The sequence below is a fragment of the Sutcliffiella horikoshii genome (genome assembly GCF_020524325.1).
Taxonomy (GTDB): Bacteria; Bacillota; Bacilli; order Bacillales; family Bacillaceae_I; genus Sutcliffiella_A; species Sutcliffiella_A horikoshii_D.
In genome coordinates this window covers 548,076-568,395 of the sequence record NZ_JAIVKY010000007.1, presented here as the reverse complement: position 1 = coordinate 568,395, position 20,320 = coordinate 548,076, and the positions used below count along the sequence as shown (strand labels likewise).

Below are 20,320 nucleotides of genomic sequence, written 5' to 3'. Positions count from 1 at the left end.
AGCCTCCTCACTGCGTTGCGGGGTCTCAAGCTACCGCTATCTCCCTCAGGAGTCTGCGCCTATTACTCCAATCACTAGCTAGGTTACTTCACTAAATAGTCTCTTCAAGTAGTATTACCAATCCAGTGACTCTAGAAACTCGTATACGTCTTGGTGGAGTTGTTCTCGTTCTTTATCGAGGGTGATGACGTGACCGGATTCTTCGTACCATTTAATTTTCTTATCGTCCGATTCCACTTCATTGTAAATAATGTTGGCGCTGTCTGTGTTAATCATGTTGTCATGTCGGGCTTGTACAACAAATGTTGGAGAATAGATCATGTCTACATTATTCCGCACGTCAGCAATTAATTCCTGCAATGCCTTCAATGTACCCATTGGTGTCTTTTCAAATTCCTTCATTTCTTGTTCAATTTGCTCCGCACTTTTCCCTTCACGGCGCTTAAACTCGCGCGCGTATTCCAAGACACCTTGGTACATAATTTCTTCACTCTTGATATACATCGGCGCACACATAGGCACAATACCCTTCACCGGAACTGTATAACCTAACTTTAATGAGAAAACTCCACCCAAAGACAGACCTACGACCGCAATGCTTTCAAAACCTTTATCCTTTAAAAACTGGTAGGCTTCCGTCACGTCCTCCCACCAATCCTCCGGTCCAGTATGAACCAATTCCTCCGGTGGCACCCCATGCCCTTTATACTGAGGCGCATGGCAAGTATACCCTCTCTTCTCCAAGAACCGGCCCATCATCCGCACATCCGCCGAATTCCCTGTAAACCCATGTAACATCAATACCGCACGATCTCCGCCTTCAAACGTAAAAGGCTTAGGCAGCTTCACTTTCATCACGTCAGAACATCCTTTCTTTCACATGTATTTATAGTATGCTACTTTTAATTAAATATCAGATATGATTAGTCCGAAAAGAACATTTTACCATAAAGGATGGGGAATAGCTTTATGGGAGCTTTTTCGAAGGGACGTTATTGTTTTAGGGGGTAGTTTTTATAGCAATATCAAAATGAATGTTTAGTAGGAGGAAATCGACAAAAATAATGTTTTTCATTTAGTATAAATGTGGTTAAAAAACACTAAATTACTATTCAAAATTCGTTAATCTATCCCCTTATAAAAGCTTTAATGTACTTTTCATTCCTCAAAGAATTTTTTTGAAATAATTAGGACCCTTCGACACTAATCTGCAACATTCAATATTTAGTTATTTTATAATAAATTTGGGGAATAGGAAGGACAATGGTAGCAATACCAAAGTTGTATATCGAATCATTCGACACAACAGTCAAAGGCAAACTTGCTGAAAGGCAAGGACGCAAAGTCAACAGATCTAAGATTATGTAAAAGAGAAATAAAAAAGTCCTTTTACGAATTATGATGGCTGGGCTGCCTGAAATACCAAAGTATTTTAGGAGGGAAAAGGATGATGGAAAACGTAACATTTGAAATGACAGAAAATTTAGATAAGGAGTGGGTAGATCTAATAACGAATGCACTAGAAATGGGTATTTCCTCTGCAGAAATTAGAGATTTCTTACATAATTATCGCAATCATAGTTCATTCAAACTCTAATTTTGTGAATATTTACGTATTTTCGTTCTAAATATCTAACAAACCCTTCGTTATATGCTATAATAAGCATGATAGGAAGGTGAAAGCCATGATTGGTGAACGAATTAAAAAATATAGAGAACAACGAAAAATGTCCATGTCCGAACTAGCCGAACGCGCCGGCGTGGCTAAATCATACCTTAGCTCAATCGAACGGAACCTGCAATCCAATCCATCTGTTCAATTCCTGGAGAAAGTCTCATCCGTACTTGGAGTAACCGTAAACACCCTCCTGCACGATGAGGACGAAGCCCAAATAAAAGAAAACCTTGATCGAGAGTGGGCAACTCTTGTGAAAGAGGCGATGGATTCTGGGGTGACCAAGGATCAGTTTAAAGAGTTTTTGGAATTTAATAAGTGGAAGATAAATCAGGAAAATAAAAATAATCGCTGACCTAGGTCAGCGATTATTTGTTTTGTTCTAGATTTGTTGGTTTATTCTATACGACTTGATAACGAACGTTAATTGCTTTGTAAACGGAAGGGCTCTTTTTACAACTGAGCCGCCCGCAACTGTTGCATATTGCGGTGTCAAATTTGTAGCACATACAGGACACTCCCAATCTAATGTCGAACAACTGCTAAAAGATTTTTGGCTGCATGTTGGACAAACTTTCGTGTACATAAGAGCCCTCCTTTTTTGTTCATTTAGTGTGTATTTAGTGGTAAATGAACGGGTTTTTTATAGCTTTATTAAATGAATAAACCTTTTCATTCTGTATCAGCCAGGCGATCTACTTGATTTGCCTCTACATGGATATGGAAGTCCATTTTCGCATTTTGATATTCATTGCCAGCTGTTTCTTTCAGATAGTTCCGAAAAGAACATGTACGTAATGTTGACGGGAGATTGTTTCTCCAAAGAGGATACCTTTTTCCATGACTTTAACTGGATCATGGGACATAGTTCCTACAGAAGAAACGCTATTCTCAAGCTGAGCTTCAATGTATTCTGAGCTTACTTGTGCTGCAAAAGGAGCATTTTGGGAAGCCTCGAGCGTTTCCTCAAGTACTTCAACATCTTCTTCTCCTTCATCAATTACCACAATTTCCATTTTAGCTCCATAGAACTCTTGCAAGGGCTTTTCCAACTCAAGCAAAGACATATCGTCTTTTTCCAAATACTCTCTTAGGGCTTCATCAATAAATTCTGCATCTTAAACATCACTTGATTCTTTATTGAAAACAAAAAGAGCAGTAGATCTATATTGAGAGAATTTAATTTCAGAAGAATCACCATTAAGCTTACCTGTAAAGCTTGCACTTAAGATGATGCGGAGGTCGGTACTGTTATTTTCAATGGACTTCCACTCTTCAGCACTTTGAGATCTACTTGCAGAAAGGTAGCCAGAAGAATAGTCAAAACTAGCTTATCCTCCACCAGCTATCTCCACGTTTCCAGAAGTCGGATGGAATACATAATTTCAAACATTCCCTTTGAAGGAATTTGATTTAACTCTGAAGTTTTTCATTCACTTCTGTCATGCTTGTCCAATCTATATGATGGACTTTACTTGCCAAGTATATTCTGAACTCATTTCAAAAAATTCAAGCATATGTTGTAACTTTTGTGACTCTAATCCACTCTTCTCCAAATTGAATCGAAAACTTGCTGCAATTTCCACCGAGTATTCATTTTTGTTCGTTATGGTAATTACCTTCTCCTCCATCACCCTAGAAGGAGCTAGTTTCACCAGATGAAATAATGTAACATGTCCCCCTTGTTCTATGTAGCGATTTTCCATATCTGCAGCCTTTGTTGAGAAGGGAGTAGTAACTAAAATAAAAACCAAGGCCGATACTAACACAATCAAACACCTCTGGATCAAGGACACATCACCAACTCCCATTCCAACTTTTCAGTTCTTTATAATGAACTATAATTTGAGTATAGAGGAGTGATCGTTCTTTTTAAATATTCAAAATACTGCATTTTAGCGCAATTAAGAACAATATTCTACCTAAAGCTCGTGATATCTCTTGCATTCGCAGTTTTTTGTTTTGTATAAAGAAAATATATGTTCACGTTAAAGAACAAAAGTGCGTGCCCAATAAAAAAAGATCACTAGAAGTGACCTTAGAATTAATTTTAAGTTAAAAAACCTGAGGCATATATCTTTTATGAGATTTCCTGCTATAAATAATTCTCTTGATAATTGTGTAGCAAATATAGTTAATTGGAATTACATAAAATAACAAGAAACCCCAAGGACTAGATATCCAATTGATTATATACCCTGCATAAGGTACCCGAAACACATACTTACTTATTATTGTGGATTTTTCCACATTTTCTGTATTATCTATAGATACAGAATCTCCCTTAGTTGTAAAGGAATTCTTTTCTATTTTCATGACTCGGTGTGTTATTGGTACTTCTTTGTTCTTTCCATATGAGATAACATCTCCAATGTTGACTTCTTCAGAAGAAATTAACTTTGAAATAATCAAATCTCCTGTTGAAAAAGTGGGCCTCATACTATCAGACAGCACAACAGCAACTTTAATATTATTTAAACAATAAGTGGCGGCTAGAATAAGTAGAGGTACGATAATCAATATGGAACTGACTGTTTTTTTAGTTCTCTTCTGATTCATTGTCCGTCTCATTATCTACAACTTCCTCACCATTATTTGATTCTTCAGTTTGAGATTGAACTTCTGACTCTTCCTCTGATGTTTCTTCTTCTATCTCTTCACTTACTTCTAATTCTTTTTCCTCCTCATTTTTTTCTTCCGTTACCACTTCATCATTTTTTTCCTTATTTTCAGTTATCTTACTTTCATCTTCTTTATCTTCTGACTCAGCTTTTGTTTCTGACTCTTCTTTGTTTTTTGTTTCATCTACCATTTCTTTAACATCTTTATTACTTACTTCTCTTTCATTTGTTTTTTTCTTTTTAGGTTTTTTGTTGTCATCCACCACTAGTTCCTCACTAATCACAACTTTTAAATATGCAGTAGAAACTCCATCTTTCACTTTTCCTGGTGGGTTGTGTACTTTCCCCCGCACTTGGGTAATCGAGTACCTGTTTCCATCCTCATCTATGGCATTTATATCAAAATATATCCATTGTAAATTACAATGAAAAGCTTCTCTGTGCTCTAAATCAAATGAATATGACTTACTCTCTTCATTTGTTAATGAATCATTTTCAATACCTATAGGATAGATATTGTAGTTGTTTTTCGGATGAGAGTCTTGACCTGCTACAATATCTATATCGACTAGCTTCTTATCTGTTTGATTAACAAGCTCTAATGTAATACTGCATTTAGTTTCCCACTCACCAGATTCGATTGTAGTAGTATACACTAATTGATCTGAAAAGTAAGCAACCGTTTGTAAACCTGAAAAACCTTTTGAAATTAGAAAAATACTAATTAGCGCTATACAGCCAATAATTTTTTTATTCATTGTACCACCTCTTTTAGATCTAACCTTTTCAAGGAAAATAATTAATAGTTTTTACTTTAATTTAGAATCTAGTGCACTATTTCGTTAAGGTTAATATTCCTGTTTTGCATACCTTTTTCTGAGGATAGCCCCTAAACTCCCAATAACTAAAAGCAAAATACCCAGTAATATGAAGTTATAATAGTTTTTAGCTGTATTTGGCAACTGATTAGTATCATTTGAAACAGGTACACTTGGTACAATGTTTTTATCACCTATAACTTCTTCCGCATTAAATACTAAATTAAATTCCGTTGATAAACCTTGATATTCGTTACCTAAATGGTGGGGTATATGAACTTCAAAACGGAGTTTTTCTTGTGTGAAAATTGCTAACTCTCTCTTGGATATCGACTTCAAATCTCTAAGAAACCCATCGAATATCATATTTTCCTTATTATCATATACACTTAGTTCTAATGCATTAAAATATTTCTTTGAACCATCTTTAAACTCTGAGTAAGTTGAATAACTAAAATCCAGATTTCCAATATTTTTCACATCTATGGATTTAATTATATTGTCACCTGGTTTGAGTCCGCTTAAATCTATAAAGACCTCACTAGGAAAAGTAGAAATAGATAAGTTTTTTTCTTGCTCTTGTGCACCACTTGAGGAAAAAGAAGTATTAGCAAGCAACATAATAATAATCAAACCGATAGATAGCGTGATTTTTATCTTCACAATTATCCCTCTTTGTTTATAGAGTTATATATAAAAAGGGTGGAGAATCCCCACCCTTTCTTCCATTAGTTGTTTTTGTCACCCTCATTAGATCTATCATTTATATCAAATCCATCTTCCTCGCTGTACTGACCGCCACCGCCTTCTTTATGATTGGAAAGGTTGCTTTCATCATAAGTGATGCCTTCATATTGTAACCCAGTAAACTCAAATTTAATTGAAGTTTGGTCACCTTGAAGTTTATTTTGATCTAAACCAGAATCTTTAAAATGCAACTGATATTTAACTCCCTTAATTGTACCTGCTTTATTTGTAGTGCCATCTGAGTTTTTAGTTGGGGCATTTAAGAACCCAATGTATTTACCAATGTCCTTTATTTCATTATTATTTAAGGTAGTGTCTCCATTAGCAACTTCATCCAATTCAGCCAATGTTACTCCTGCCTCAATTTGCTCAGTTGTAAACCATGCTGCTAATAAATCTACATCTCCAAACATTAAGCTCTGTACAATTATTTCATTATGAGTCCCTTTAACGCTACTTGTATCCACTTTCATGAATACGTTCATTGGAAGTGTGCCTTGGTTGTTCAAAATCATAGCAGGCTCCTGATTTCCTCTGTTAGCAACAAGAGTATCGCCAGGCTTCCAATTTTTAATATTAAAATGCTCCAAGTAAGGTTTTTCAGGTTGTAAATTGATAGTTCCGTTAGTAAACTGGCTTGTCGCATCAACAGAGTCACTGAAATAAGCAAAAGTTCCTCCGATTGTTGCCATGGATGCTAAAGCGATAGTTGCTGCACTTCCTAATAACTTCTTTTTAATGTCCATTACTAAATTCCTCCTTATAATATATGTAGCAAAATTTATTGAACTTCTCATGATAGAGAAGAAACAACCAATAGTGGTTATGCGATACTTTTTGTTTCGGTTTTTTCTTTTGATTCCATTCTACCTAGCATTCTCCAAACTGAAATTACTTCGAGAATAATTACTAGCAACCCAGGGATGATTAATGCTAAGCCAATTCCTTTCTTGGATTGTAAGAAAGAGAGTACATATCCTAGATAAGGTACTGTTATATCAGAGTGTTTTCCCAAAATGTTTTCTGCAGGTATTGGCATCGGATCTGCCGCTTGATTATTATCACCTTGAGCAATAAACTCCAGAGGGACAGTAGATGCTACCTCGGTAATTCTATGAGTTATAATTCTTGTATTCTCATGTATTGGTGATTCGAAGGTTATTACATCCCCTACTTTTAATTGAGTTGGATCTGTTACCTCCTCCACAAAGATAGCTGATCCAGTGGGAATAGTCGGTTCCATTGACCCTGATAGGACAATCATCATAGTTTTTCCAAAGAACTTCGGGGTTCCACCTGCTAAGTTAGAAGATATTGCTAAGATTGCAGCAAACACTAGGCAAATAAGTAGTAAAACTGTTAATCCTCTACTTATTATCTTTAACACTTTCATATTGTAGTTCCCTCCTAAATATCATTAAAGGTTATCTGAAGTTAATTCATTTTTGTTCTTTTTAAAGAACCTTACAATACGTAGTATAAAACACCTACTTCTTTTAGAAAAACCTCAAATTCGTTCATATTTTCTTAATAAAGAACGTTTTTGTCTACTTTCCTTGATTTTCCTAAAGATATCTCACTATTTCGTTTTTTATAAAGAATAATTTGTGCTATATAATGAACATACGTCATAATAATTTAAGGGGACGAGTATGCTTGGTGAGCGCTTAAAGAGGTTGAGGAAGAGGAAGGGCTATTCATTGAGTGAACTCTCGGAACTGGCTGGTGTGTCGAAGTCTTATTTGAGTTATTTGGAGAGAAATATCCAGACAAATCCTTCTCTACAGTTTTTGAATAAGATCGCCGTGACGCTTGAGACAGAATTGGAATTTTTATTGAACGGGGAGTCGGAGGACGATAAACCTGAAGTTCTAATGCTGGATGATGAATGGAAACGGTTGGTGCAGCGAGCAATCTCGGAGGGTTTTAGTAAGGAAGATTTTATTCATTTTAAAGAGTACATGGAGTTCCAAAAATGGCAGGGTGCCAAGAAGACAGTTTCGAAAAAGGAGGAAGAAGAGGCTTGAACGTTGAGATGGATATGGAATGGGTGGAACTATTGACATTAGCTAGAGCTTATGGAATTTCTATCGAAGAGGTTAAGGCCTTCCTCCTAGAAACGGAAAAACAGAATAAAAAAGAAATAGTCTTGAAATAAGAAAGAGCCACTTTCCGTTTTTTTTGGATAGTGGCTTTTTCTGTTAGAGAATATATAATTCTTAATAAAGAACGCAAGAGCGTGTAGGTACACTAGCTAGCCTGTTCAACTGAATAATCTCTGCCTGTCCGGGCTACTTTGTTCCATCCTTCTTTCTTGATGAAATAGGCGATAGTTCCAATACATATAACTAGTATATTCAAGAAACGAAACAATAACAGATCTAGTATGATAGTATTTGCTAATTTTGTCTTCTCACTTACAGGAAGAATAAAACTGTATTTCCTTGCAATCCATATGGATACAATGCTATAAGTTAAATTGCTGCATGTAGATATTATGAGATATAGCATCACAAATTCTGAATTTATATGACCTACATTAAAGATAATAGGTAAAATACTCATTAAAAATAGGTAACTGCATACGACACCTACAAAAAATGAATCAATGAGGAAAAAGAAGGGGAGTTTTTTAGAAAAAATAGATTTACAATAGTCTTTATGGTAAATCACTAGGCAATCTGTAAATGCCTTCTGCCACCTTATCCTTTGATTATAAAGATCCTTCCAGGTTTCAGGAACCTCTGTATAGCAACAAGCTTCCGGAATAAAAACAACTCTGCTCCCTTTTTTGCTTTCTAGATATTTCTGTATTTTCAGGGTTATATCAATATCTTCACCTACTGTTTTCCTATATCCATTCACTTCTAATAGGACTTCCTTTCGAAAAACACCAAACGCGCCTGATATGATAGAAAGTGCATTTGATCTTGCTAATGATGCCTTATATACATAAAATCCTCTTAGGTATTCAAGCAGTTGTAGCCTTACAATTAGCTTGCTTTTTAGACTGGGCATTAATTTATTCCCGGATCTTCTACTTCCTTGCAGAATTTGTACCATTCCACCTGCGGCTATAATACTTTCATCTTCAAACTTTTCATTAATTATCGATAATGCTTGATCATCAAGAATACTATCAGCATCAAGGGTGATAATTAACTCGTGTGTTGCTAGTATGATACCTGCGTTCAAAGCATCTGCCTTCCCACCATTCACTTTATCAATAACCATAATGTTAGGGAACTTCTCTGACTTATAGATGTTTTTAATTGGCATAAATTCCAAACGTGTTAATGGATAATCTTTATATACAATCTTTAATTCCAATAAATTAAATAGAGCCATCATGGTCTTGTCTGTGCTACCATCATTAATAAAAATATATTCGGCTGCTTTGTAAGGCATTTTTTCAATTGAATCAATGGTCGTTTGGATAATGGATTCTTCATTATAACAGGGAATCAAAATGGATATACCTTTTTCACTAATGATTCCTGTTGTTTGCTGCTTTTTTCCCTTTGAGGCATAGATTGCGTTTATAATATGAAAAATTGGAAACATAATTGTCAAAAGAAATAGAAGAACTGCAAAGAACTCTACCATTTTAAAACTCCCCTTCATGATTTATCTCCACTGACTCGATTTGGAACTCTGCAGGAAACTTAGTATCTTTACTTGGTGCTCCTGGCCAATCACCACCAACTGCCAAATTTATTACTAATTTCATTGGTTCTTTAGGAATATCCACTTCATTCTCAATAACGAACATTGATACATCATTAATGAGCCACTCTAGTTTTTTTTCTGTCCACCTCAATTCGTAAGTATGAAAGTCTTCGAAATTCATTAAAGTGTAACTACTGCTGAGTGTTTTTTGCTTCCCAAGATTATTTAGAGAATGTAGCACGAAATAGATCTTTGAAGGATCGTTGCCTACCACTTCCATGATATCGATTTCAGGAAGGTACTTATCCTCATTTATTGGAGTTAACCATATAGCAGGAAACAGCCCTTTCCCTGTGGGGAATTTTGCCTTCACTTTGATGCTTCCGTATAATATGGGCATTTCCTTCACTGTACTAATCAAGCCTGATGTGTAATTCCTTGAACCTATATTTTCCCTTTTCGCAATCAACTTTGTTACTCCTCTCTCCACCTTCACATTATTCGAATGATAATATTGAAGTTCGTTATTATAGTTCTTTTCCCTTACTACAATTTCCCAAAAGTTAGGATTTAACTTATTTCCTCTAAACTGATCGTAGAATTTAAGTGCCTTTAGATTCCAGGCACTTTCTTTTAATGTTACCTGTTTAATAACATGGTTCTGAATTATAAGGATTTCTTCGTTTTTATTTATCGTGGCATATCCATTAGAAAGAAAAACAAAGAACAAAAAGCTTAAAAGTATTTTTTTCATTGGATAGACACCTCAATACAAATATTTATAACTAGTATACACCATTTGTTCACTAAATAAAACAAAACGTACTTAATAGTGAACGGAAAGCGCAAAAAAAAGCTAGGGATTTAGCCCTAGCTTTTTAGAATCTTTTATTTAGCTACATTTGAAATATTATGCGAAATATGCAATTGACAGTGTCAAAATGAAGAAAAGTACTGATAGAACAACTGTCGCACGGTGTAGAACAAGGTCTAGGCCGCGTGCTTTTTGCTTTCCGAAAAGTGTTTCTGCTCCACCGGAGATTGCTCCTGAAAGACCTGCACTTTTACCTGATTGAAGTAGTACTACTGTGATCAAAGAGATTGCTACGATAATAAGTAAAATAGTAAGAAATAACGTCATGTAAACTACACCTCCTGCGGAACGTACATATGTCGATATATTTAATGTACCACAAACTGTCAAGTGGGACAAGATGAAGATGACAAAAAAAGAACCCAACTGAAGTCGGGTCCTCGCAAGAAGAAATTACTTCTTCAAGTTATAGAAAGAACGTAGGCCGTCGTAGCGAGCTGTGTCACCAAGTTGGTCTTCGATGCGAAGAAGTTGGTTGTATTTAGCTACGCGGTCTGTACGGGATGGTGCACCTGTTTTAATTTGGCCAGCGTTTGTTGCTACTGCGATGTCAGCGATTGTGCTGTCTTCTGTTTCACCAGAACGGTGAGAGATTACTGCAGTGTAGCCTGCGCGTTTTGCCATTTCGATTGCTTCGAAAGTTTCTGTAAGTGTACCGATTTGGTTCACTTTGATTAGGATGGAGTTACCGATTTTGCGCTCGATACCTTCAGCCAATTTCTTTGTGTTTGTTACGAAAAGATCGTCTCCTACTAATTGAACTTTGTTTCCGATGCGCTCCGTTAATAGTTTGAATCCTTCCCAGTCGTTCTCGTCTAAGCCGTCTTCGATAGAGATGATTGGGTACTTGTCCGCCATCTTCTCGTAGAAGTCTACCATTTCAGCAGATGTGTAAACTACGCCTTCACCTTTAAGGTGGTATTTGCCGTCTTCTTTGTTGTAGAACTCAGAAGCTGCAGCGTCCATAGCAAGCATTACTTGCTCGCCTGGTTTGTAGCCAGCTTTTTCGATTGCTTCGATAATTGTTTGAAGCGCTTCTTCGTTAGATCCTAGGTTTGGAGCGAATCCGCCTTCGTCACCTACAGCAGTGTTTAAGCCTTTAGCGCTTAATACTGATTTAAGAGCGTGGAAAATTTCAGCGCCCATACGTAGAGCTTCTTTGAAGTTTTCAGCTCCAACAGGCATTACCATGAATTCTTGGATGTCCACGTTGTTATCCGCGTGCTCTCCACCGTTGATGATGTTCATCATTGGTACTGGAAGAGTTTTGGAGTTGAATCCACCAAGGTGTTGGTACAAAGGAATTTGAAGGAAGTCAGCTGCTGCACGCGCTACTGCCATGGAAACACCAAGGATTGCGTTTGCACCTAATTTTCCTTTGTTTTCTGTACCGTCAAGGTCGATTAACGCTTCGTCAATTGCTACTTGCTCAAGTACGTCGAAAAGACCTACTAGTTCAGGAGCGATGATTTCGTTCACGTTTTCTACTGCTTGTTGAACACCTTTTCCAAGGTAACGGGACTTGTCGCCGTCACGAAGTTCTACTGCTTCGTATTCACCTGTGGATGCTCCACTTGGTACTAGTGCACGTCCGAAAGCTCCGGATTCTGTGTATACTTCTACTTCGATTGTTGGGTTACCACGGGAGTCTAGGACTTCGCGTGCGTAAACGTCAGAGATAATTGGCATGTTTGTAACTCTCCTTTTGGATTGTTTTTATTTTGAATTGCGTTAACACCGCTTTTGATTTGCGTTCCAGGTGTTCGCTTTCCGCGGGACGGTGCTTGAGCCTCCTCGGCTTCGCCTGTGGGGTCTCAAGCTACCGTTATCCCCCCGCTGGAGTCTCACACCTTGCACTCCAATCAAAAGCTAGAGATTACTCATTACTTTTTTATTAAAGAACTACCTGTCATTTCGGTTGGTTTTTGTACCCCTAGTAAGTCTAGCACAGTTGGGGCTAGGTCACCAAGGATTCCCCCGTCGCGGAGTTGAATGCCGTTTTTCGTGACGATGACTGGTACCGGGTTTGTGGTGTGGGCAGTCATTGGGTTACCTTCTGTCGTTACGACTTCGTCAGCGTTCCCGTGGTCTGCCGTGATGATAGCAACACCGTCTTTTTCAAGGATGGCGTTGACTACCTTCCCTAGGCACTCATCTGTCACTTCGACAGCCTTGATTGTTGGCTCAAGCATTCCGGAATGCCCGACCATATCAGGGTTTGCGAAGTTTAAGATGATGGCGTCATGTTTGTCGGCTGCTATTTCAGCTAAAAGTGCATCCGTTACTTCGTATGCGCTCATTTCTGGTTGTAAGTCATAAGTTGCTACCTTTGGAGAATCAATCAAGATTCTTTCTTCTCCAGGGTAAGCATCCTCACGTCCGCCGCTCATGAAGAACGTTACGTGTGGATATTTTTCTGTCTCCGCGATACGAAGCTGATTCAAGCCGTTTTGGGATAACACTTCGCCCAAAGTGTTGTCCATCCCTACTGGTTTGAAGGCTACATATCCATCCACCGTTTCACTGAAATGAGTCAAACAGACGAACTGAAGGTTGTTCGGATGCTTTGGCCCACGATCAAATGCGCGGAAGTCAGAATTGGTGAATGTGTTGGAAATTTGGATGGCACGGTCCGGACGGAAGTTATAGAAAATAACTGCGTCTTCGTCCTGAATGGTTGCAACAGGGCTGCCATCTTCTTTTGTCATAACAGATGGAATGACGAACTCGTCAAAGATTCCATTGTTATAGGAGTCGTTGACACACTCCATTGCATCGTTATAAGTAGGGCCTTCGCCGTACACCATTGCACGGTAAGACTTCTCTACACGATCCCAACGCTTGTCACGGTCCATGGAATAATAACGTCCAGAAATGGTTGCAATCTCGCCTACTCCAAGGTCTAGAAGCTGCTCGTTCAATTGCTCGATGAACTCAGGAGCAGACTTTGGTGCAACATCGCGACCGTCAAGGAAACCATGAATATATACACGATCCATGCCTTCTCTTTTCGCAAGCTTTAGAAGAGCGAAAAGATGCTGGATGTGACTATGAACTCCACCGTCAGAAAGCAATCCGAACAGGTGAAGGTTGGTTCCTTTTTCTTTTGCATGTTTAATGGCATTCAGGAACGTCTCATTTTCATAAAAGTCCCCTTCGCGGATAGCCACATTCACACGTGTCAAGCTTTGGTACACAATACGGCCGGCTCCGATGTTTAAATGGCCAACTTCAGAGTTACCCATTTGTCCTTCTGGAAGTCCTACCGCTTCCCCGCTTGCAGTCAATTGCGCGTGCGGGTATGTGCTCCAAAATTTATCAAAGTTTGGTTTGTTTGCTTGCGCCACCGCGTTACCGGTTGTTTCGCCGCGCATCGCAAAACCATCTAAGATGATGAGTGCTACTGGTTTCTTAGTCATTCTTACCTGCCTCCAAAAGCTGTAAGAAAGATTGGTGCTCAAGGCTTGCTCCACCTACAAGTGCGCCATCGATATCAGATTGAGCCATGTAGTCTGCAATGTTTCCAGGTTTTACAGATCCGCCGTACTGGATACGTACCGCATCAGCTGCCGCTTGATCGAACTCAGAAGCGATGACGCTGCGGATGTGTGCACATACTTCGTTCGCATCTTCTGCTGTGGAAGATTTGCCAGTACCGATTGCCCAGATAGGCTCGTATGCAACAACTGTAGTTTTTACTTGGTCAGCAGTTAAGCCTGTTAATGCTTTCTTCACTTGGTTACCAACGATGTCGTTTGTTTTACCGGACTCGCGTTCTTCCAGTGTTTCACCACAACATACGATTGGAGTTAATCCGTGTTTGAATGCTGCAAGAGTTTTCTTGTTTACTGTTTCGTCAGTTTCTGCAAACATTTCGCGGCGCTCGGAGTGACCAAGAACAACGTAAGATACACCGATATCTTTTAGTGCAACAGGGCTGACTTCGCCTGTGAATGCTCCGCTGTCTTCGAAGTGCATGTTTTGGGCACCGATTTTAAGTTCGCGGCCTTCTACGTTTGCTACAAGTCGCTCTAGGAATAGTGCTGGTGCACATACTACTGCGTCGATTTTGTCGCTAGCAGGAACTAGTCCTTTTACTTCTTCAACAAAGCTAGTTGCTTCGGAAAGTGTTTTGTGCATTTTCCAGTTACCAGCAATAATTGGTTTACGCATGGTATCCATCCTTTCGGGGTTGGGGTGTAAAGTTTCTGTATACGCAGCTGTTGATTTCCGCAAATGGCTTCGCTTTCCTAGGGGCTGACGAGAGCCTCCTCGGCTTATGCCTGCGGGGTCTCTACCTAGCGCTATCTCCCTCAGGAGTCTTCGCCTTTTGCTACAATCAACAGCTAGAAACTTTATGATTCAACAATTATTTATCGTTCAGCGCTACTACTCCTGGAAGTTCTTTGCCTTCCATGAATTCTAGGGATGCGCCTCCACCAGTTGAGATATGGCTCATTTTGTCTGCGAGGTTGAATTTTTCAACTGCAGCCGCAGAGTCTCCTCCACCGATGACAGAGTATGTATCGGTAGCTTCTGCTAGGGCTTCACCTACTGCTTTTGTTCCGCCAGCAAATGCATCAAGTTCGAATACTCCCATTGGTCCATTCCAGATGACAAGCTTGGAGTTTTTGATTACATCCGCGTAGATTTCACGGGATTTAGGTCCGCAATCAAGGCCTTCCCAGTCGCTTGGAATTTCTTCAACAGGTACGATTTTTATGTTTGCGTCGTTAGAGAAATCATCTGCTACGACAACATCCACAGGCATGTACATGTTCACGCCTTTTTCTTTTGCTTGTTCCATGAAGGATTTAGCAAGGTCGATTTTGTCTTCTTCCAATAAGGATTTTCCAACATCGTAGCCTTTTGCTTTGATGAACGTGTAAGCAAGTCCACCACCGATGATCAGGTTGTCCACTTTGTTTAGAAGATTTTCGATGACACCAATTTTATCTTTAACCTTTGCTCCACCGATGATCGCCGTGAATGGGCGCTCTGGGTTGGAAAGGGCTTTTCCTAATACTTCTAGTTCTTTTTCCATTAAGAGGCCTGCTACTGCCGGTAAGTGCTGGGCAATACCTTCTGTGGAAGCATGTGCACGGTGAGCTGCGCCAAATGCGTCATTTACATACACATCTGCAAGCTCAGCAAACGCTTTTGCAAGTTCTGGATCGTTTTTCTCTTCACCAGGGTAGAAACGAACGTTTTCTAATAAAAGAACGTCTCCCTCGCTCATGTCGTTTACGATGGCTTTTACGGAATCTCCGTAAGCTTCATCCGCTTTTTTTACATCTTTTCCAAGAAGCTCTTGTAGACGGGCTGCAACCGCGTTTAAGCGAAGCTCTTCGACTACTTGCCCTTTTGGACGTCCTAAGTGGCTTGCAAGTAAGACCTTCGCGCCGTTATCCACTAGGTGCTTGATAGTTGGCAATGCTGCACGGATACGCGTTTCGTCAGTTACTTGTCCGTCCTTCATCGGTACGTTAAAGTCCACACGGCAAAATACGCGTTTGCCTTTCACGTCGATGTCACGAATACTTTTCTTGTTCATCTTGAACGGCCTCCCTTTAAAGGAAATTTGTTTTTGACAACATGAAAAGAGGGAGGGGTGTGTTCCCCAATCCCCCTCTACTTCACATGTCTTATTATAGAATGCTGATAAGGTTTATCCAAGCAATATCTATTGCTATGAAAAATTATAGTCCTTTAGCAGCGATGTATTTCGCTAGGTCTACTACACGGTGAGAGTATCCGCTCTCGTTGTCGTACCAAGAGATTACTTTTACCATGTTGCCTTCCATTACCATTGTAGATAATGCGTCGATTGTAGAAGACTCAGGGTTACCATTGTAGTCACCAGATACTAGTGGCTCTTCAGAGTAACCAAGAATTCCTTTTAATTCACCTTCAGCTGCTGCTTTGAACGCTGCATTTACTTCTTCAGCAGTTACGTCTTTGTCAAGCTCAGCTACAAGGTCAACTAGAGAAACGTTTGGTGTTGGAACACGCATAGCTCCACCGTTCAATTTACCTTTTAGTTCAGGTAATACTAGAGATACTGCTTTTGCAGCTCCAGTAGTTGTAGGGATGATGTTCTCAGCTGCAGCACGCGCACGACGGTAGTCTTTGTGTGGCAAGTCTAAGATTTGTTGGTCATTTGTATAAGAGTGAACAGTTGTCATCATTCCGCGTTTGATACCGAACTTGTCGTTCAATACTTTCGCGAATGGCGCCAAGCAGTTAGTCGTACAAGATGCGTTAGAGATAACGTTATGGTTAGCTGCATCGTACTTGTCTTCGTTAACACCCATTACGATTGTGATATCTTCGTCAGATGCAGGTGCGGAGATGATTACTTTCTTCGCTCCAGCTTCTAAGTGTTTCGCAGCGTCTGCACGCTTTGTGAAGAAACCAGTAGATTCTACTACTACTTCTACTCCAAGCTCACCCCAAGATAATTTCGCTGGGTCGCGCTCAGCTGTAACTTTGATTGTTTTGCCGTCAACAACTAGGTTGTCTCCGTCAACTTTCACGTCAGCAGCTAATTTGCCGTGTACGCTGTCATATTTTAAAAGGTGTGCAAGCATGTTAGCGTCTGTTAAGTCGTTAACTGCTACCACTTCTACGTCGTTATTTTTTAGTGCTGCGCGGAATACGTTACGTCCAATACGTCCAAATCCGTTAATACCAATCTTTACTGCCATGTTAATTTCCTCCTTAGTTTTTCTAAGAAATTTTTTAGTTGGCTTCGTTACTCCGCATTTGATCTCCGCAAAAGGCTTCGCTTTCCGCGGGCGGTCCGGGAGCCTCCTCGGCTTCGCCTGTGGGGTCTCCCATCTTCCTTCCTCCCGCAGGAGTCTACGCCTTTTGCTCCAATCAAATGCTGATAGTCACTTAGCCTTTATAGAAGGGATGTTACTCCCTAATTAACTCTTTTGCTGCTCCTTCATCCGTTATGAGGATGGTGTGGGGAGCTTTTTTTAGATACGCTTGAATCGCTTTTGCCTTTGAGGCGCCGCCGGCTACTGCAATCACACATTCTATCTTTTCCAAATCTGCGAGTTGCATTCCAACTGTCTGAACTTTATGCACTACTTCTCCGGCTTCATTGAAATAGTACCCGAAAGCTTCAGCTACCGCATGGCTTTGCTCGATCTTGCGCATGTTTTCCGGCGCTGTTTTACGGCGCTCTGCCATTGTTTTAGCGTCTCCAATTCCATGAATAACCATACTAGAATTTTTAATGAGAGAAATTACTTCTTTTATAGAAGGTTCCTCAATCATCGACTGGTAGGATTCATGGCTCAGCGAATCTGGAATATGCAAGAGCCTGTAGTCGCCTGATGCCTTTTCTGCCATGGTGGCACAAATGGTGTTCGACTGGTTCTGCACCTTTTCCCCAAGTCCGCCCCGAGCTGGGACAAACAGCAGATTACGGTTCTTCGTGTCGGGTGTCATCATTTCCGCTACGGAGGAAACAGTCGTTCCACCAGCTACGGCAATGACATTTTCGTCATGGAATCGTTCTCGCATTGCGGTTACACATGCTCTACCGAGTTCTTTTTTCACCCAAGGGGATTGGTCACTGTCACCCGGAACCACGACAACTTTTGTAATCCCTAACTTCTCTTCTATTCCCGCTTCTAGTTGCTTTAAACCGGAAACTTCTTTCATAACCTCTTCCAGGTCCTTAATGAGGTATTCCCCTTCTTTCGTCAATGTCATGCCGGCAACACTAACGTGAATCAGGTTCTGCACTTTAAGGAAATCAACTTCCCCTCTAAGCACTCGCTCACTCAAACCCAGACTGCCTGACAAACTTCTTCTTCCAATCGGCTGCATCAACCTTATGTATCTCAGGATCTCGTATCGTTTCTGCATAATGGAAAGAAGATCAGGCAACAATTTCTTTTGTACTTCAATAATTTGATTCATTATAGCTTCCCCTTCAGAGTGTGTATTTTACCTGATGGACAATAATCGCTGTCTGCCGTTGGACCTTAAATGTCCCACTGTGACATATTATGTCCCAGTAGCGGTAAAAAAAATCACCCTTGCTACAAGTTGATTGTAACAAAGGTGAAACCCTTATGCAACTAGGGTTTAGCGGATTTTTTCAAGTAAACGCTTTCTTACTTCTTCTTTGTTCACTTGACCATATGCTAGCATTTCTCCCTCGTGCTCTACTACCGGAATCATTAACTGATATTTTTCCAGTAATGTGTCATCCTTATAAATATCAAATTCCTCTATGGTAAAAGTCAGTTCGGATTGCAGCTCTTTCAACCTTGCTTTAGCTTTGTCACAAAGCGGACAATCGACTTTTGTGTAAAATTGTACGTTCATTTTGCATCTGCCTTTCTAATCATACCTTTTTCTCATGGAAGACCCCGGGATGTTCAATATATCCCTATATTTTGCCACCGTTCTTCTGGAGATGGTTATATGATACTGCTTTTGAAGGATGTTTGTCAGCTGTTGATCCGACAATGGTTTCTGTTTGTCTTCTTTTTTAATCAGTTCTTCCACCAACTGTTGCACCTGCTTGGTTGATTTCTCTTCATCATGTCTGCCAGACAGGCCTTGACTGAAGAAATATTTCAATTCGAACAAACCATATGGCGTTTGTACATATTTCTCCTTTGTCGCACGGCTAACCGTGGACTCATGTATTTCAAGCCTTGTAGAAATATCCTTTAATGTTAACGGTTTCAAAAATGAAGGTCCGTTAAGGAAGAAAGACTGTTGGGCACGGAGAATTTCCTCCATCACTTTGACAAGCGTGTGTTTGCGATGCTCCATTGACTTAACAATCCACTGACATTGCTGAAGTTTTTCCTGCAAGTAGGATTCCAGTTCATTTTTACTCTTAAGGGCCGACTCATACTGTTTATTTATTTTAATTTGCGGAATGATTTCTTCGTTTAATGACACGATAAAATGGTTTTGGTGTCTTTGGACGATTAGGTCCGGGGTGATGTATTTAGGTTTTTCAACTGTTTCATATTTGTTCCCAGGTCGAGGATTCAGCTTTACAATTTCGTCGTGTATCGCTTGAATTTCCTTTAGGCTAATTTCGTATTTTTTTGCGAGTGTCTTCCACGCTTTTTCTGCAAAAAGAGTAAAATCATTTTCCAAAATAGCTTCTGCCACTTCGTTTCGGGGTGATTTTCTTTTTAATTGGAGCAATAGGCATTCTCGGAGATTGCGGGCTCCTATCCCTGCCGGTTCCAACTGTTTTATGGTATTTAGTACTTTTATGATGCTCTCTGGTTTGGTTTTAAGCTGTTTAGCAATCGCATCTGGCTCTTCTTGTATATAGCCATTCTCGTCCATGTGTTCGATGATGCGCTTTGCAAGTTGTTTTTCTTCGATTGTCATGTTCGTGTCGAGCAATTGTTGTTCAATATATTGATGTAACGTTTCACCATGTTTACTGAAATTCTCAATGGAAAAAGTTTGTGTGGTGGTCGTTCCGATCTTCTTTGGTTTTAAGCGTTGCACACGAGAAGAAGCAAGTTCCCTATGGATGGACGGTTCCTTTAAGTCCATAAGCGGGTTCTCGAGCGACTGCTCCTTCAGGAAATCCACCAGTTCCAATGTCGAATACTGCAACAACGTAATCGCTTGCTTCAATTCCTGCGTCATCGCAAGCCTCAACGACTGCTCCTGATACAAACCAACTGACTGCTTCATACATCCAACCCTCCTCCGGCCAAACTCATATCCGGTCTCTATCTATATTTTACATGACTTTGGGGAACTTGTAAGCTTTAAAAATCTTCCTATAATTCGCTTTGAGGGGTCAGACCCCGGCAGGATTTTCTCCACTTATGTCGAAGGCTACTCTTTTTGCTGACTGTGCTGGCTGTTTATTGTATTTTATTATGGCGTTTGGGTTGTCATTCTTTTT

Annotated in this window: 24 protein-coding genes and 1 riboswitch; of the genes, 4 read left to right on the top strand and 20 right to left on the bottom strand. The window is 39.8% G+C overall.

The genetic code is table 11. The features are described from left to right. Positions 1-114: 114 nt before the first annotated feature. On the bottom strand, positions 115-855 hold the full coding sequence (locus LC091_RS11585; protein WP_226682407.1) for an alpha/beta hydrolase: 741 nt from the start codon (positions 853-855) through the stop codon (positions 115-117). 449 nt (positions 856-1,304) lie between these two features. Next, positions 1,305-1,418: riboswitch (cyclic di-GMP riboswitch) on the top strand. A 29-nt stretch (positions 1,419-1,447) separates the two neighbouring features. Here LC091_RS11585 and LC091_RS11580 point away from each other — a divergent pair. Continuing rightward, positions 1,448-1,597 (top strand): anti-repressor SinI family protein, encoded by a 150-nt coding sequence (locus LC091_RS11580; protein WP_226682169.1) that lies wholly within the window; start codon positions 1,448-1,450, stop codon positions 1,595-1,597. Positions 1,598-1,685: 88 nt separating this feature from the next. Continuing rightward, a complete protein-coding gene (locus LC091_RS11575) occupies positions 1,686-2,030 on the top strand; it encodes a helix-turn-helix domain-containing protein (RefSeq protein WP_226682168.1) in 345 nt (114 codons plus the stop codon). Positions 2,031-2,057: 27 nt separating this feature from the next. Here the strand turns inward: LC091_RS11575 and LC091_RS11570 are convergent, their stop codons facing one another. The 8 genes from LC091_RS11570 to LC091_RS11535 form a co-directional block, all read right to left on the bottom strand. Next, positions 2,058-2,261 carry a hypothetical protein gene (locus tag LC091_RS11570; protein ID WP_226682167.1) on the bottom strand — a complete coding sequence of 68 codons (204 nt, stop codon included), beginning with the start codon at positions 2,259-2,261 and terminating at the stop codon, positions 2,058-2,060. Between the two features lie 181 nt (positions 2,262-2,442). After that, complete coding sequence (locus tag LC091_RS11565; RefSeq protein ID WP_226682165.1) at positions 2,443-2,742, bottom strand: hypothetical protein; 300 nt, start codon at positions 2,740-2,742, stop codon at positions 2,443-2,445. Positions 2,743-3,132: 390 nt separating this feature from the next. Then, entirely contained in the window at positions 3,133-3,450 is a 318-nt protein-coding gene (locus LC091_RS11560; RefSeq protein ID WP_226682164.1) for a hypothetical protein, read from the bottom strand. 280 nt (positions 3,451-3,730) lie between these two features. Next, positions 3,731-4,195, bottom strand: a complete 465-nt coding sequence (locus LC091_RS11555; RefSeq protein WP_264179287.1) for a signal peptidase I — start codon at positions 4,193-4,195, stop codon at positions 3,731-3,733. Between the two features lie 19 nt (positions 4,196-4,214). Next, positions 4,215-5,054, bottom strand: a complete 840-nt coding sequence (locus tag LC091_RS11550; RefSeq protein ID WP_226682162.1) for a hypothetical protein — start codon at positions 5,052-5,054, stop codon at positions 4,215-4,217. 90 nt (positions 5,055-5,144) lie between these two features. Then, positions 5,145-5,777 (bottom strand): LPXTG cell wall anchor domain-containing protein, encoded by a 633-nt coding sequence (locus LC091_RS20515; protein ID WP_226682160.1) that lies wholly within the window; start codon positions 5,775-5,777, stop codon positions 5,145-5,147. 65 nt (positions 5,778-5,842) lie between these two features. Further along, positions 5,843-6,607 carry a TasA family protein gene (locus LC091_RS11540; protein WP_226682158.1) on the bottom strand — a complete coding sequence of 255 codons (765 nt, stop codon included), beginning with the start codon at positions 6,605-6,607 and terminating at the stop codon, positions 5,843-5,845. A 77-nt stretch (positions 6,608-6,684) separates the two neighbouring features. Continuing rightward, entirely contained in the window at positions 6,685-7,254 is a 570-nt protein-coding gene (locus LC091_RS11535) for a signal peptidase I (protein WP_226682156.1), read from the bottom strand. A gap of 259 nt (positions 7,255-7,513) precedes the next feature. Between LC091_RS11535 and LC091_RS11530 the strand changes: the two genes are divergently transcribed. Beyond that, positions 7,514-7,888 (top strand): helix-turn-helix domain-containing protein, encoded by a 375-nt coding sequence (locus tag LC091_RS11530; RefSeq protein ID WP_226682155.1) that lies wholly within the window; start codon positions 7,514-7,516, stop codon positions 7,886-7,888. Next, complete coding sequence (sinI, locus tag LC091_RS11525; protein ID WP_226682153.1) at positions 7,885-8,019, top strand: DNA-binding anti-repressor SinI; 135 nt, start codon at positions 7,885-7,887, stop codon at positions 8,017-8,019. Before LC091_RS11530 ends, sinI begins: the two co-directional genes overlap by 4 nt. A 92-nt stretch (positions 8,020-8,111) precedes the next feature. Here the strand turns inward: sinI and LC091_RS11520 are convergent, their stop codons facing one another. From LC091_RS11520 to rpoN, 11 genes are all read right to left on the bottom strand, one after another. Then, positions 8,112-9,467, bottom strand: coding sequence for a glycosyltransferase family 2 protein (locus tag LC091_RS11520; protein WP_226682151.1), 1,356 nt, complete (start codon positions 9,465-9,467; stop codon positions 8,112-8,114). Between the two features lies 1 nt (position 9,468). Beyond that, a complete protein-coding gene (locus LC091_RS11515) occupies positions 9,469-10,284 on the bottom strand; it encodes a glycoside hydrolase family 16 protein (protein ID WP_226682149.1) in 816 nt (271 codons plus the stop codon). A 156-nt stretch (positions 10,285-10,440) separates the two neighbouring features. Then, complete coding sequence (gene secG, locus LC091_RS11510) at positions 10,441-10,671, bottom strand: preprotein translocase subunit SecG (RefSeq protein ID WP_060665413.1); 231 nt, start codon at positions 10,669-10,671, stop codon at positions 10,441-10,443. 126 nt (positions 10,672-10,797) lie between these two features. Further along, positions 10,798-12,093, bottom strand: a complete 1,296-nt coding sequence (eno, locus tag LC091_RS11505) for a phosphopyruvate hydratase (RefSeq protein WP_010196826.1) — start codon at positions 12,091-12,093, stop codon at positions 10,798-10,800. 194 nt (positions 12,094-12,287) lie between these two features. Then, a complete protein-coding gene (gene gpmI, locus LC091_RS11500; RefSeq protein ID WP_226682148.1) occupies positions 12,288-13,823 on the bottom strand; it encodes a 2,3-bisphosphoglycerate-independent phosphoglycerate mutase in 1,536 nt (511 codons plus the stop codon). Beyond that, entirely contained in the window at positions 13,816-14,577 is a 762-nt protein-coding gene (gene tpiA, locus LC091_RS11495) for a triose-phosphate isomerase (RefSeq protein WP_226682146.1), read from the bottom strand. The genes gpmI and tpiA overlap by 8 nt, the downstream gene beginning before the upstream one ends. Positions 14,578-14,773: 196 nt before the next feature. Next, positions 14,774-15,958: a phosphoglycerate kinase gene (locus LC091_RS11490; RefSeq protein ID WP_226682144.1), complete on the bottom strand. Its 1,185-nt coding sequence runs from the start codon at positions 15,956-15,958 to the stop codon at positions 14,774-14,776. 145 nt (positions 15,959-16,103) lie between these two features. Next, on the bottom strand, positions 16,104-17,111 hold the full coding sequence (gene gap, locus LC091_RS11485) for a type I glyceraldehyde-3-phosphate dehydrogenase (protein ID WP_148965511.1): 1,008 nt from the start codon (positions 17,109-17,111) through the stop codon (positions 16,104-16,106). A gap of 211 nt (positions 17,112-17,322) precedes the next feature. Further along, complete coding sequence (locus LC091_RS11480; protein WP_226682142.1) at positions 17,323-18,342, bottom strand: sugar-binding transcriptional regulator; 1,020 nt, start codon at positions 18,340-18,342, stop codon at positions 17,323-17,325. Between the two features lie 168 nt (positions 18,343-18,510). Beyond that, entirely contained in the window at positions 18,511-18,753 is a 243-nt protein-coding gene (locus tag LC091_RS11475; RefSeq protein ID WP_226682141.1) for a glutaredoxin family protein, read from the bottom strand. A gap of 15 nt (positions 18,754-18,768) precedes the next feature. Next, positions 18,769-20,103: an RNA polymerase factor sigma-54 gene (rpoN, locus tag LC091_RS11470; protein WP_226682139.1), complete on the bottom strand. Its 1,335-nt coding sequence runs from the start codon at positions 20,101-20,103 to the stop codon at positions 18,769-18,771. Positions 20,104-20,320: the final 217 nt, after the last annotated feature.

Coding starts and splice junctions, on each gene's coding strand:
- LC091_RS11570 (WP_226682167.1), bottom strand. CDS start 2,261: ATGTACACGAAAGTTTGTCCAACATGCAGCCAAAAATCTTTTAGCAGT.
- LC091_RS11515 (WP_226682149.1), bottom strand. CDS start 10,284: ATGAAAAAAATACTTTTAAGCTTTTTGTTCTTTGTTTTTCTTTCTAAT.
- rpoN (WP_226682139.1), bottom strand. CDS start 20,103: ATGAAGCAGTCAGTTGGTTTGTATCAGGAGCAGTCGTTGAGGCTTGCG.
- secG (WP_060665413.1), bottom strand. CDS start 10,671: ATGACGTTATTTCTTACTATTTTACTTATTATCGTAGCAATCTCTTTG.
- LC091_RS11550 (WP_226682162.1), bottom strand. CDS start 5,054: ATGAATAAAAAAATTATTGGCTGTATAGCGCTAATTAGTATTTTTCTA.
- LC091_RS11490 (WP_226682144.1), bottom strand. CDS start 15,958: ATGAACAAGAAAAGTATTCGTGACATCGACGTGAAAGGCAAACGCGTA.
- tpiA (WP_226682146.1), bottom strand. CDS start 14,577: ATGCGTAAACCAATTATTGCTGGTAACTGGAAAATGCACAAAACACTT.
- LC091_RS11480 (WP_226682142.1), bottom strand. CDS start 18,342: ATGAATCAAATTATTGAAGTACAAAAGAAATTGTTGCCTGATCTTCTT.
- LC091_RS11475 (WP_226682141.1), bottom strand. CDS start 18,753: ATGAACGTACAATTTTACACAAAAGTCGATTGTCCGCTTTGTGACAAA.
- LC091_RS11565 (WP_226682165.1), bottom strand. CDS start 2,742: ATGTCTTTGCTTGAGTTGGAAAAGCCCTTGCAAGAGTTCTATGGAGCT.
- gpmI (WP_226682148.1), bottom strand. CDS start 13,823: ATGACTAAGAAACCAGTAGCACTCATCATCTTAGATGGTTTTGCGATG.
- LC091_RS11535 (WP_226682156.1), bottom strand. CDS start 7,254: ATGAAAGTGTTAAAGATAATAAGTAGAGGATTAACAGTTTTACTACTT.
- LC091_RS11580 (WP_226682169.1), top strand. CDS start 1,448: ATGATGGAAAACGTAACATTTGAAATGACAGAAAATTTAGATAAGGAG.
- eno (WP_010196826.1), bottom strand. CDS start 12,093: ATGCCAATTATCTCTGACGTTTACGCACGCGAAGTCCTAGACTCCCGT.
- gap (WP_148965511.1), bottom strand. CDS start 17,111: ATGGCAGTAAAGATTGGTATTAACGGATTTGGACGTATTGGACGTAAC.
- LC091_RS11520 (WP_226682151.1), bottom strand. CDS start 9,467: ATGGTAGAGTTCTTTGCAGTTCTTCTATTTCTTTTGACAATTATGTTT.
- LC091_RS11575 (WP_226682168.1), top strand. CDS start 1,686: ATGATTGGTGAACGAATTAAAAAATATAGAGAACAACGAAAAATGTCC.
- LC091_RS11530 (WP_226682155.1), top strand. CDS start 7,514: ATGCTTGGTGAGCGCTTAAAGAGGTTGAGGAAGAGGAAGGGCTATTCA.
- LC091_RS11585 (WP_226682407.1), bottom strand. CDS start 855: ATGAAAGTGAAGCTGCCTAAGCCTTTTACGTTTGAAGGCGGAGATCGT.
- LC091_RS11540 (WP_226682158.1), bottom strand. CDS start 6,607: ATGGACATTAAAAAGAAGTTATTAGGAAGTGCAGCAACTATCGCTTTA.